Source organism: Kluyvera ascorbata ATCC 33433 (assembly GCF_000735365.1).
Taxonomy (GTDB): Bacteria; Pseudomonadota; Gammaproteobacteria; order Enterobacterales; family Enterobacteriaceae; genus Kluyvera; species Kluyvera ascorbata.
Map to the genome: position 1 here is coordinate 1 of NZ_JMPL01000113.1, position 14272 is coordinate 14272.

2 protein-coding genes and 1 pseudogene are annotated in these 14272 nt (G+C 55.7%); all 3 read right to left on the reverse strand.

Going from position 1 to position 14272, the window contains the following annotated elements:
- Positions 1-921 (reverse strand): annotated as a pseudogene (locus tag GKAS_RS19330) (type I secretion system permease/ATPase); the annotation flags it as partial.
- Positions 922-945: 24 nt separating this feature from the next.
- Positions 946-2295, reverse strand: a complete 1350-nt coding sequence (locus GKAS_RS19335) for a TolC family outer membrane protein (protein ID WP_035896568.1) — start codon at positions 2293-2295, stop codon at positions 946-948.
- A 72-nt stretch (positions 2296-2367) separates the two neighbouring features.
- Positions 2368-13986, reverse strand: a complete 11619-nt coding sequence (locus GKAS_RS19340) for an Ig-like domain-containing protein (RefSeq protein WP_035896569.1) — start codon at positions 13984-13986, stop codon at positions 2368-2370.
- Positions 13987-14272: the final 286 nt, after the last annotated feature.

A 14272-nucleotide genomic window follows, 5' to 3' on the forward strand; every position in this document is an offset into this window, starting at 1 on the left:
CAATCAGCGGAATGGCGATCAACGGAACCGCCACCAGCGGACCGCCCACCAGCGCCATAATGCCAAGGAACAGGAAACAAAGGGCATATCCATCGCCGCACCAACAGTGGTTGACGTCAAGAGCTCACGCACCTGGTCAATTTCACGGAGCTGGGAGATGAATGAACCGGTGGATTTGGGCCGTGCGTCGTTTTTGATGGCCATCGCCCGCGCAAAGAACAGCGAGGAGACCTTAAGGTCGATATGCTTACCCATAATGTCGGAGACATGGGTTCGCGCAAGACGAATAAAGTACTCAAACGCCGCCGCCATTAACACGCCGAAGAACAGCACCCACAGGGTCGGGATCGACTGAGCCGGAATAACCCGGTCATACACCTGCATTGAGAAAAGGATCCCCCCCAGAGCCAGCACGTTGCCAACAATCGAGGCCAACGCAATCTCGCTCAGCTTGCGTCCGCTGTGGCGGAAATGACGCCAGAACCAGTGTGCTTCCCAGGGACGGGTAAACTCGTCGATACGCGAATCGCGCCCGCGTGCGGCGATGCCCAGCAGCACAACCTCGGGTTTAACGCGGGTCAGCAGGGCTTCCAGTGGTTCTTCACGCACCAGATCGCCGCCATCGCTGAGCCAGTAGCTGACCAGGCCGTCGGCGTCGATCGCCTCCAGCAGCATCAGCTCGCCGGATTCCAGTTGGACTATCACTGGCAGGGTTTGCGCATTCCAACGCATATTTTTCAGTTCGGTGGTCCGTATCTGTAGCCCCATTAATCCACTCAGCCGCTCCAGACGGACGTTAAGAGGCAGGGATTCAAACCAGCGCATCTGCTGACGTACCGCCGGCGCGTCAGCCGGCAGGCCGAAACGCCCTGCCGCCCGGACCATAACATTGATCCAACTTTCGGTTTCGGGCTGTTGCATCTACATCTCCTGTACCCTGTGCGTTTAAAGAGAAGGCAGCGTGTCGCCCACGGTACGGCTGCGCTCAATACCTAACATGTCGAGTAAGTTATCCGCCGCAGCGGCATAGCGTACAGCCGCATCCCAGCCGTCATAGCGCGCGGTGATGGATGAGGTATCAGCCTGAAAAACATCCTGCTCGATACTGAGCAAATCATTGAGACTGCGTTTGCTGAGTCGGTATTCATCTTGATACACCTCCCGCGCCCGCTCGGCGCTGGCGTACTGCATTTCACCGGCCTGCTGACGCTGCTGCGATCCGCTCAAATCCGCCCATGCCGTTGCCGCTTTCTGGTTGATATCCAGTTTGCTGGCCTCCACCTGCGCAAGGGCATTGGCGCGGTCGCCTTCCGCTGCGTCGACTCTGGCGCTGACCGCCCCCCCCTGATACAGCGGCGCATCCACCACCAGTTGGACCTGATCGTCCCAGTAGTTACTGTTGTTGCTACTGCTCTGGTAGCGCGTTCGACCGGCCTGCACCGACAGCGTTGGCCAGTGCTGCGCCTGAGCCTGGCGAATACGATCGTTAGCCGCGAGCTGTTTAGCTCGTGCGCTGCGTACCGCATAGCTTTGCTCATAAGGAAGCGTTTTGAGGGTGATTTTTTGCTTAAGAAGATCGACCGGCAGGTCAGGCAGCGTGTCCGCAGTCACGCCGGTCAGCACGCTGAGCGCCGCCTGAGCGGAGATCCGCTGCGCCGTGTATTGCGCAAGCGTGGCGTTCATTCCGGCGATACGCGTTTGCGCCTGCAATACGTCAGACTGCGAGCTTAACCCAGCTTCGGCGCGAAGATTAGCCATATCCAGCACCTTGTTCAGCGAATCGGTATTTTTTTTCGCCGACTCCTCCAGCGCCTGAAAACGCTTAACCTGGAGATAGGTTTGCAGCGTCTGCATGCCGACTTGATTCAGTGAATCATAGAGCTGATAGCGATAGGCATCCGACAGGTTATGTTGCTCATCAATACTGCCGCTGGTTTTGCCAAAATCCCACAGCAGCTGGCGCAGGTTAATACCGGCCGAGGCGTTACTGTTCAACGAACCGGAAGAGTCGGTTCGATGAGAACGTCCGGTATTCCCCTGCAAAGAAACCTGCGGGAACCAGGCGCTTTCAGCCTCACTAAGATTGGCCTTGCCGACGCTGATTTGCGCCGCGGCCATCGAAATATTGGGGTTACGTGCAAAGGCGCGAAGGATCGCCTCTTTAATCGTTAGTTGTGCCTGGTAAGCGTCTCCCGGTGCCGCTTGCCATCTTGTATTTTCCGCACTTCTTGCACTTCCCGTCGATGCCATCAACAGCGCCGCCAGCACTGTGCAATGCAGGATCGTTTTCGTCATTCATTCCACCTTAGGTTACCCCGGTGATATTTTTACATCCGAACCCGCCTCGTCCCTGAGGCGACAACCGGTTTACACCATATTGACATGCAGCCCGTGCTGGATGAGAACATCGCCTAGCGTATTGCTTTGAGAGCTGTTGTGATAAACATCGAACTGGATCCCGCCGATATCACGCTGCCCGCTAACGCTCCAGATATCTCCCTGACCCTGCACCAGATTCACCTGGTCGCCGGACACGCCTTTAATCAGCAGGTCGTCTTCAGGTTTATCGGTAATTCTTAAGGCCTGTTGCAGGTCAAGGGTGATGCTGTTAGTGCCAGATGAGCCTAAATCGACAATTTCGATATTCTGTATTTTGTCGCCCAGCGCCGTCAGGTCGAGCTGGAGATGCTGCCCATCGAGGATCAGCGTATCGGTTCCGGCACCGCCATCGATATGGGTTAACCCCAGAGACGAAAGATGGATAGTGTCGTTACCGGCGCTGCCCGTTACTGAGTCCCCGGTCTGATGGGTTCCGTCGGCCAGATCGATAGTGACGCCTCCAATAGTGTAGGCACCCGTAGCGGCATTTTCTTCCGTAGCTTGTTGATTTTCTGAACTCTGTGCTTCAGTCGTGCTTTCTGTCGATAGGACACTGACTTTCGCCGCCGTGGTGGTAGTGGTCACCAACGTGCTGTGATCGTCAGAGGACTCGCTAGCAGCCAGCACCGACAGGGTCTCAGCTTCAGTTGCCATCAGCGCGGCCGGTGGCGTGGTGGAAATAATGTTGCCGTTAAGGCCGACGTTAAGATAGGTGTGGTTCCCCGCCGCATCAACCGCATCAATATTCAGAATACTGGTGAGGCTAAGGATAACGCCAAGGTTCAGCACCAAGCCCAGAGACGCCGTCCAGTTACCGCTCGCATCCGGCGTCACCACCGCAGAGACCGTACTGTTCGCCAGTGAAACCCGGATTGAACCGCCTGCACCCACGTTGGTCGATTTACCGCTGATGCTCAGTACCAGCAGACCCAGAAGTGAACTCAGCGGGTTAATCGATACCGTCGGGGCCGTCTGTTTACTGCTGACATCCACAACGGTGGTGTTGGTGTTACCGACCTTATCGGTGACGCCCACCGTCACTTTCAGGGTGCCATCGGCGATCCCTTTCAGGATGGAGGAATCAACGGTCGCCGACCATGCCCCGGTGGTGGCGTTCACCGTGATCTTGCTCGGGTCGAGAATCGTGTTGCCAACGGTGACAACCACTTTTGCTCCGTCGGCCAGGCCGGTGATGCTCCCGGTGATGGTCTGAGCCGTATTAGCTTCACTGATGTTCAACCAGCCGTCGTTGCCAAACAGCGAGGTCAGGGAGATAGACGGTGGGTTATGCGAAATCACGGTCAACGCACCGCTACCCGACGCGACATTGCCCGCCGGGTTAGTCAACGAGACACCGACCGTCAGGTTACCGTCCGCTAACTGACTCAGGTCGCTGGTCGGAACGCTGACAGACCATGTTTTATCTGCCCCAACCGTTGCGGTATAGGTGTGTGTGCCCAGTGTCACCGTTACCTTTGATCCAATCCCACTGTCGTTGGTGGTCCCGGAGATAACCTGCGCTTTCAGCAGGTCGGCAATACTCAGCCCGCCGTCGCCGAAGATGCTGTTCACCACCAGCGTCGGCAGGGTGTTAATCGCTACCGACGGCGTTACGGCCACCGTTGCAGTGTTACCGGCCACATCCTGTACCGAAACGCTAACATTCAGCAGGCCGTCGGCAAGTTTCTGCAAATCAACCGTCGGCAGCGCCGCTTTCCAGGTACCGTCTGCATTCACCGTCGCGGTGTAGTTAAAGCCGCCCAGCGCGATTTTCACTAGCGATCCCGCCACCAGGTTGGTAACGCTACCGCTGATAAACTGCTGGCTCAGCAGATCGTTCAGATCCAGGCCGTTGCCGCCAAACAACGGGTTAAGCGTGATTTTCGGTACATTGGTCACGATAGAGGTAATCACCTGGGAACCTGTCGCCTGGTTACCCGCGCTGTCGGTAACCGATGCCGTCAGCGTCAGGCTACCGTCACCGAGTCCTTTCAGTTCAGCAGTGGTCAGGCCCAGCGACCAGACGCCATTGATAACGGCAACGTCATGCATCACACCGCCGATCGCCACCCTGATAGTGCCGTTGCTCAGGTTAGTGACCGTGCCGCTTATGGTCTGTCCAAGATTGGCCTCATCCAGATTCAGATAGCCGTCATTGCCAAACAGGGAGGTGATATTGACCACCGGCAGTTTGGTCAGGTTAACGATAGCGTTATGCGTTGCATCGGTTACTGTGTTGCCGGTTGGTGTGGTGACTTTCACGCTGGCAGTCAGATTGCCATCCGTCAGGCCAAGCAGATCGGTACTTTTGGCGGTAATGCTGAATGAACCGCCGCTCACCGTGCCGGTAAAGACCTTACCACCAACGGTCACCTGTATCAGCGAGCCGTCGGCTGCATTAGCCACGCTACCGGTAATAAGCTTATCGGTCTGCGCGCCGATTGCGCTTAGGGTGTTAGTGCCAAACAGCGTCAGCGAGTTCAGGACCGGCGCCAACAGATCCAGCTTCAGCGAACCACTGACGCTGGTCGCATTATTACCGTACTGATCCGTTGCCGCCATGGTGACGGTCAGCGGCCCGGCGGTCCCCAGCGCTTTCAGCGCATCGGCAACGGTAGACGGCAGGCTCACGGACCATTTACCGGTACTGTCCACCGTTGCGGTGAAGGGCGCCGTGCTGCCAATGGTAATTGTCACTTGCCGTCCAGCCGTCAGTCCTGTGGTGGTCCCGCTCAGTACACCGGAAACCAGTTCGCTCAGCGAAAGCGTGCCGTCGCCAAACAGCGATCCTAGCGTAATGGTCGGAAGGGTTTTTGCCACACCAAAGCTGATATTGGTGCTAACCAGGTTGCCGTCGAGGTCGGTGATATTCACTTTCCCGGTAATGGTTCCGTCCTGCAGCCCCTGAAGCAGAGAGGACCCCAGCGTGGCCGACCACAGCCCCGTAACAGCATCAACTGTACCGGTAATAGTCTGACCAGCGATAACCAGTACTACGCTGCCCACTTTGCTTGCGTTGCTGACAATCCCGCTAATGGTATGTGCGGTGGCGCTTTCAACATTGTTAATAACGTTATCGACATCGATAACGTTACCTACAGCCAGGGTAACGGCCTCTACCGCTTTCGGCAGGTCACCCAGCGACAGGCGCACGTTCGCCAACGGATCGCTACTGTTGCTCGGTACAACGTTGCCGTTCGCATCGGTGACTTCCAGCTGTAAGCCCAGAGTCTGATTTAGCAGCCCCTGCCAGAGTGACGGCGGCAGGTTAATAGAGAACTTGCCATCGTTGCCCACGGCGACGCTATCCAGCGGAATATTGATATTAGTTCCGGCGATGGTCAGCTTAACGGTTGCCCCGCGATAGTCTCCGCTCACATGACCGGTGAGGATCTGGCTGACCTGGGACTCGGCGACATTGAGCACGCCGTCGTTGCCAAAGACGCTGTCAATAGCCACGCCCAAGCCTTGGTTCAAGGCGACGTTGAGGGTCACAGAATCCGTGCTGGTGTTACCGGCTGCATCCGTTGCGGTAACGCTCACCACCTGCGCACCGTCGGTTAAGGTCAGTAAATTGGCTTTCGGGAAGGTCACAGACCATTTGCCATCGGAACCCACGATTGCCGGGAGTGAGAGTGGCCCAATTCTGATGATCAGACTTTCACCCTGCTGCCCGTCGCCGGAAATCACCAGTCCATCCTTGATATCGAGGATATTCAGCACTGCAGGTAGCAGGTTGAAATTGACATCCAACAGCGGCGGCGTCGCATCCAGGGTAAAGCCTTCCGTTGTCTGCTGCGGGTTGCCTGCACTGTCACTCACCGAGGCCCGGAAGGTATAGTCGCCGTCGTTCAGACCAGCCAGATCGCCTTTAGGAATGGAGGCAGACCAGATACCGCCAGCGACGGTGGAGTAGTAGACTTTCACCACCGTACCCACTGAATTCAGTAACTCGATACGCACTTCACGGCCGTTTGCATCGGATGTTCCGGCTAAGGTCTGGTCAAGTCCTTTACCGGTGCTGTTCAAATCGGCAAACGGGTTGATCGCCAGGCTCGGTGCCACGGTATCCACCGTGACGTTTACCACCGCATTAGCGGCACCCGTCCCGTTGGCGGTAATGCTGTTTGGCCCTTCACTGAGATCGGTTTTGGGCACGATGACTTGCCAGCTACCGTCGTTGCCAATAGGGATATTGCTGTAGACGTGCCCGCCAATCACCAGCGTAATCACACCGACGACATTGCCGCTTTTCCCACTGATGGTGGTGCTGCCTGAAGCCAGCGCTGCCGCATTCAGCGAGTTATTAAGACCTACGGTATCGATGCTAACCCAGGCAGGTGGCGGTGTAATATCGATAATCAGGCCCAGATCGGTGGTGCCGGTCACGGTCGTCGGGTTACCGGCTTTATCGTTCGCCGTCAGCGTAATGGTCCCGCTGGTCATGCCAAGCATCTGCTCTGGCGTGACCTGTAGGCTCCAGCTATGGTCGCTTTGCACCATTGTCTGGAAGGTCTTACCGCCGATAGTAATCGTAATCGTCTGCCCGGCTTCCAGGTTCGTCGAGGTGCCAGTGAGCGTCTGCACAAGCAGCGACTCACCGTAGTCCAGGGTTCCTCCCGCAAACGCGGAGGTGACGCTGATTGTCGGCTGTATCAGAGCAATATTGACCGGCTGGGTTATGGTGGTCACGTTGCCCGCCACGTCAGTCACTTTGACGTCGATACTCTGCAGACCGTTGGTCACGCCGCTCCAGTCGGCCTGATTCATGGTCAGCGACCAGCCGGTTCCCCCAGAGTTAACTACGCCAGTGAACGTCTTACCGCCGATGGTCACCGATACGGTCGAGGTCCCCGGTATCGCTGTTGTCAGATTACCAGTCAGCGTCATCGGGCTTGTCACATCGCTAAGACTGACGTTGCCGTCGCCAAATGCCGAAGAGAGTGTTATCACCGGGTTACTCAGTGCAGCAGAGAATTCGCGCACCGATTCGTTCACGTTGCCGAACTGATCCTCGGCGGTCACCGTAATGGTGTGCTTGCCGTTGCTGAGGAATTGCAACGCATTGGCCGGCAGCGACAGGACCCAGTTTCCGTTCGACAGCACCGTGGCTGGGTAGCTGACCCCGTTGACGTCGATAGTCAGCTTCACATACTGCGTGCTGCCGGTAACCCCTGTTGTCCCCGTCAGCGTCAGCGGCCCGCTAGCTTCGCTAAGGCTCAGTAGGTTATCACTGCCAAACAGATTAACAATAGACGGTGTCGGCAGGCTGGTATGGACGGTAAAGTTCACCGACTGCGTATCAGTATTGCCCACCGCGTCGGTGGCGGTGATCGCCAGCGTCTGGGCGCTACCGTTTGGAAGATTTTGCAGCACCGCTTTTGGCAGATTGATAGTCCAGCTGCCGTCTGCAAGTACCGTTCCGTTGTAGGTTACCCCGTTTAACACCAACGAGACTTTTTGCCCGGAGCCGGAAAGATTAGTGGTGCCGGAGATAGTCTGATTACCGTTTGACTCTACAAAATTCAGCACGCCGTCGGTAAAAGCGACGACCGGGCTAAGCGACGGCGCCGAATGGGTTGCGGCGATGAAGCTTCCGCTACCCGTCGAGACGTTGGCGGCATTATCGGTTACGGTGATATCAACGCTAACCTTGCCATCCGGGAAGGCCTTCATCTGGGCGGACGTCAGCGACAGGCTCCAGCTACCGTCAGCATTGATGGTTGCTGGGCCGTAATCTGCGCCGTTAATGCGGATAGTGACGCTCTGGATGCTGGCTTTCGCCAGCCCGGTAGAACCGCCTATTGTGCCGGTTGTTGCACCGGACTCCGCCACATTCAGAATACCATCGATAAACGGAGCTGCCAGGGTCGGCGTCGGCAGCGTATCAGTCTGCACGTTAAAGCTGGTACTGCCGGTGGCGGAGTTCCCGGCTCTGTCGACAATTGTGACGGTCATTAAGTGCGAACCGTCACTCAATGCCAGCAATGCCGCCGGTGGCAGCGTTAACGTCCAGCTGCCGTCATTGTTGACCGGCACCGTAATCGGGTTAATGCCGTCAATGGTAATCTTAACGGTCTGACCCGGACCGGTTACCGAGGTTGAACCACTCAGGGTTTGCCCGAGCGTTGCTTCTGCGAGGTTAATAATGCCATCACCACCAAACAGACCGTTGAGGGATGGCAGCGTCGGCCTAGTCAACAGATAATCGACGTTGGCCGCCGCACCGGCCTGGTTGCCCCATCCATCCGACGCGCTGACCGTATAAACATGCGTACCGTCGCTGTTTGACGGAATATCGTTAGAGCCGACAATAATGCTCCATTTACCGTCGCTGCCCACAGTTCCGCTTCGTACCGCCACGCCATCAACATAGAGCGTCACCACGGTATTAGCGGCAAGACCGCTACTGGTCCCCGTAACCGTTGTACCGGCCTGGGCATCGTTAATATTGACTAGTGCATCGCCGAAAGGCGTACTCATGGTCAGGGTCGGTGGCGTGGTGCTATTGATATCGACAGGGATTTTCACCTGTGTGGTATTGCCGTCTGCATCCGTCGCGCTCAGCGTCCACTCGCCTTTACCCTGGGTGAGATTCTGCAGAACGTTCAGCGGAATGGTCATCGACCAACTACCACCCGGTCCCGCCACGGTATCAATAATTTTACCGCCAACGTTCAGCGTAACGATCTGCCCTTCTGCTGATGTACCCGACAACACTTGAATGGCCGCTGTTTCGCTGATATTCACCTTGCCATCAGCAACAAAACTGCCCGGGTCCAGCGTAAGCGCCGGCCCGATCAGATCCACCGTTACCGTATGATTAACTTGCGTCGCCGCGTTATTGGCGATATCCGTTGCATTTGCCGTCACCGTATACGGCTGCGAGCCAGAACCGCTGGACAGCGCCTGAACATCGGCTGCCGGCACGTTGACGCTCCACTTGCCGGTGCTGTCCACCAACCCGGTATAGGTCTTACCGTTCAGCGTAACGGTAACAATACGACCGGCGGTAAGGTTCTGGGATGAACCGTCAATAGTCAGCGCCTGAAGATGCTCGATGGCATTAATCACGTCATCACCGGCGATCACATTGACGGTGATGGAAGGCAGTTTGCTGGCATCAGCCACAAAGGTCAGATTATGGTTACTGGAGGCCGTATTACCGGCTACATCGTTAACGGTAGCGGTAATCACCTGGGTACCGCTGGTCAACCCGGTCATCGACGAGGAAGGCAATGTCAGCGACCAGGTGCCGTCAGGCTGAACCAGAACGCCTGTATAAGATACGCCGTTAAATACAACGGTAACGCTACTACCCACCTCAGCGTTAGTGGTTTTACCGCTAATCACCAGCGGCTGCGAAGATTCATTCACATTGATGAAGTCATCGCCGGAAATAGCATTGATGGAAATGGTTGGCAGAGTCGCCGGGTTGGCATCAAGAATAAAACTGCCCTTCAACACGGTCGGGTTACCGGCAGAATCACTGATGGTGACCGTATAGTTAATCGGTCCGTCAGGCAGGCCTACCAGCGCGCCCGCCGGCAGGGAGATGCTCCAGGTCCCGTTGCTTAACAGCGTGGTGGTATAGGTCTGGTTGTTAACTACCACAACTATCGTATGTGGATGGTCAGGATCGTAAGGCCCACCGGTACCGGTAATCGGCACGCTCTGTCCCACTTCGACCGCGTTAACGTAGCCACCGCTGACCGCCTGAAGCCCTAACGCTGGCGGTGTTTTATCAATGTCGATGGTGCCGTTGATGACGCTGGTGTTTCCGGCCACATCCTTCGCGGTTACGGTGTAGGGAATCGGGCTTGTTCCGGTATCCGGAGAATTTAATAGCGCGGCGGGCGCGGCCAGAGACCAGTTGCCGTTGGCATCAACGGTGGCGCTGTAGTTGATGCCGCCGATATTCACGACTACCGTCTGTCCAGCACCGAGCACGCCTGTGCTACCGGCCAGCGTTGGTGAACCTGCAGCCTCTGCTGCATTTAGTATACCGTCGCCAAATGGCGTATTAATCGTCACCGACGGTACTTTGTTGATAACCACCGTAAAATCATGGCTTACGCTAATCGGGTTACCGGCCGCATCAACGGCGCTAACGGTGACGGTAGATTTACCATCACTCAACGCCTTGGCATCCTCTGTCGGTATCGGCACCGACCAGGTGCCGTCACTTCCGGTTATCCCTGAATAGGTTTTACCGTTCATGGTGACGGTGACGACGGTATTGACCGTCAGATTGCTTGAAATACCGGAGATGCTGAAGCCTGTACCCGCTTCGGCCACGTTGATGGCATCATCACCTGTGACTGGCAGTACGCTGATAGCAGTCAGGTCTTTATCAATGGTGAAGTTATGCTGTGATAATACGGTGTTACCGGCCTGGTCACTGGTCGTCACCACCAGGGTATAGCCATTGCTGGTCAGTGCAGCCAGATCGCCCTGCGGGATCTGCACCGACCATTTTCCGCTAGCATCCACCGTGCCTGTCCAAGACTGCGACCCCAGGAAGACGGTAACCGTCTGCCCAGGCTGAACGTTAATCGTCTTACCGGTTACTATAACCGCTTGGTTCAGCTCAGAGGCATCAAGAATATTGTTGCTGGTGACCGGATCCACACTCAGCACCGGCTGTTTGGTCGGATCTATCGCCACCTGGATTGGTTTCGTCACCACGGTGGCGTTGCCCGCGCTATCGGTTACCGTGACCGTCATATTGACGGTGCCGTCTGGCAGCGCTTTCAGATCCGCCGAAGTGACGGGAATAGACCAGGCTCCGTTTTGTCCAATCGTCGTGGTGTAGGTTTTGCCGTTCAGTACCAAGGTGACTTTATCCCCAGCCTGTACATCGGTTGCCGTCCCGCTTAATGTCTGAGTGGTGTTAGATTCAACAGTGTTAAGGTAGTTATTTCCGGCAAACACAGAGATAGTGACCTGCGGCGGCACCACATCAACAGGAACATTTAGATTCTGAGAGCCGGTGTTGCCGGCGATATCGGTGACCGTAACGGTGACCTGGAGCGGCGAGCTGGCGTTGGTCAACCCCGACAACGCGCCTGAAGGAATGGTGGCGTTCCAGTTACCATTGGCATCTACCGTTCCCTGATAATTAACGCCGTCGATGGTAATGACTACCTTCTGACCCGCCCCACTTACGCCGGTTTTACCGCTGAGAGTCTGGTTCTGGGTAATCTCCTGCGCGTTCAGCACACCGTCACCAAACGGCGTATTGAGGCTGACATTCGGCAGGTTATTAATAAGGATATTGAGGGTATGGTTGTCGCTTACCGTGCCATTAGGCCCATTCGCCGTCGCCGTAACCGTCAGCGCACCATCCGGTTGGGTCAGCAGCGTTCCGGCGGGCAGCGTTACCGACCAGTTGCCCTGAGCATCGGTTTGCGCCGGGAATGTCTTCGTGCCAATGGTTATCGTTACGGTGGTATTTGCGTCCAGCCCCGCGCTGGTACCGCGGATTGTGACCTGGCCAGTGGCCTCGTTTTTGCTGATATAGTCGTCACCGGAAATAATACTGATTGCCACTCCACCCTGCAGGGTATCGACATTAACCGTTGAACTGCCGGTGCCCGTTTGCCCTGCAGTGTCAGTGACTGTCACGCTAATGCTAGTGGGCCCCTGCGGCAATTTCTGCAGATCAGCGGCGCTGATCTGCACGCTCCAGTTGCCGTTGGCATCCACCTGCGTGGTGTAGCGATGATCGCCGATCGTGACCTGCACCGTACTGCCCGCTGCCGCGTTTTTCGTGGTACCGGAAAGAGTCTGGTCAGTTTTAACTTCGGCGGCATTCAGTGCATTATCACCGGTCAGCGGCGTGACAGTAATCGTAGGCAGCAGCGTTTTAACATTAAAACTGCCATTTATTGTGGTGGTATTTCCAGCCGCATCGGTCAGGGTCGCCACAATGTTGTTAGTCCCCTGCGGCAGTGCGGCAAGATCGGCGGGCGACAGGGAAATAGCCCACTTACCGTCCACGCCTACCAGCGCCGTGTAGTTTTTACCGTTCAGGGTTACGGAGACCGTACGTCCCTGCTCTTCAATCGATGCGATACCGCTAAGCGTTTGACCTGCTTTCGCTTCCTGCAGGTTAAGAATATTGTCGCTGGTCAGTGGCAGCACAGCCAACGAAGGCGGGGTGAGATCAACGGTAACGTTGCCCTGTACCTGTCCAGTATTTCCCGCCGCATCTTTGGCAACCACGGTTATCGGCAAGGTACCGGTAGCCAGTGCCGCCATATCGGCTGCGCTGAGGTTCAGCGTCCACTTACCGTTAGCATCGGCAGTGGTTTCCCAGGTTTTATTGCCAATCGTCACCGTGACCGTCTGCCAGCTGCCTTTTACGCCGGTCGTCCCCGACAGGGTCTGAGCTGCAGCATGTTCTGCGCTATTGACGTAGCCATCGCCAAACGGCGTATTGAGGACCGGCTTGGGTAGGTCATGGATCATCACGTCCAGGTTCTGAGTAGCCTGGGCCGACTGGCTTCCAAGTGAGACACGGGCAGAGATGGTGTAATTACCATCCTGCAGCAGTTGCAGATCAGCCGACGGGATCGAGGCGCTCCAGTTACCTGCCCCATCCACGGTCGCCACATAGTTTTTGCCATTCAAGGTCACAATAAGCGTAACACCGGGGCCGTACAGGGTGGTGATCCCTCGCACTTCCATCGGCTGTTCGGCTTCGGCCGCGCTCAGATGGCTATCAGTGGATAGGATCGCAATCGCAACGGCGGGCTGGGTGGTATCAACGGTAATCGTTTCGCTGGCGGTAATGACCTTACCGCTTTTCTCAGTGTAACTCACGGTCACGACCTGAGAGCCGTTAGCCAGCGCCTGCAGATCTGCCGCCGGGATCTCCACGCGCCATAGGCCATCGCCGCCTACCGTCGCAAAATAGGTTTTGCCATTTAACTTAATGGACACCATCTGACCGGAATCGATGTTTTGTGTTGAGCCCCACAGCAGCTGGTTCAATTGAACTTCGGCCGAGTTCAGTGCGTTGTCGTTGGCAAAAGTATTAATAAAAATTTTAGGCGTAACAACAGGCTCAGGATCCTGCCCGCCACCGCTGTTGTTACGGCCGTCATCCCCACCACCGCCACCACTATTACTGGCTGCGATAGCAACTCCGCCAATCACCGCTGCACCTGCTATCGCGCCCAGCACCCCCAGGGTAGAGATCCCCGCAATTCCCGCACTGCCGGTCAGCGCACCAATAGAAGTTTCGGCAATGGTTGGAACCACCGCCTCAGCAGCCATTGGGCCAGCTTCTGTTGCAAACGGGAAGGATGCGCGATGTACGCCCGTCGCATCTTCAAAAATCAGTTCGCTGTGTAAGCCGTTAGCATCAAGCGTAAAGAAGCTTTGATAACGTACCGTCGTTCCGTCCTTCATATGGACAATAAGATCATCACCCTGCCGCTCATAAAAATTAACCGCCTCAGGAGAGGCATTAATTTTCACTACGCTGCTTTGCGAGAGATTAACGACCCTGTCAGCACTTTGCGAATAACTTGTGATCTCCTTCCCATTTTCACGGCTAATAATATCCACGGTCGGAGAAAGTGCGTTTGGTTCTGCCATCTTGATATTCCTCTCGCTGCAAGGTAATTACGCACGGTGGCGATAATAAAGTGGGAAGCGCCTGATAATGAGCATCACCTTGAAATTGATTCAATAGGATTTAAAACAAGATATTGATTAGTAAAAAAATAATCAATTCATTGCATTACAATCATCTGAGTGATCGTATTAAAATCTATAACGTGCGACCTGCATTAAAGCAAATAAAAACAATAAATAAGTTTTATTCACAAAACACCACAAATGGGCTAGCAGGTAAAAAATTGGATACTATTAAGCAAATGCT

What these genes read in the sequence shown, in the direction of transcription:
- GKAS_RS19335 (WP_035896568.1), bottom strand. Translation starts at nt 2,295, where the DNA reads ATGACGAAAACGATCCTGCATTGCACAGTGCTGGCGGCGCTGTTGATG.
- GKAS_RS19340 (WP_035896569.1), bottom strand. Translation starts at nt 13,986, where the DNA reads ATGGCAGAACCAAACGCACTTTCTCCGACCGTGGATATTATTAGCCGT.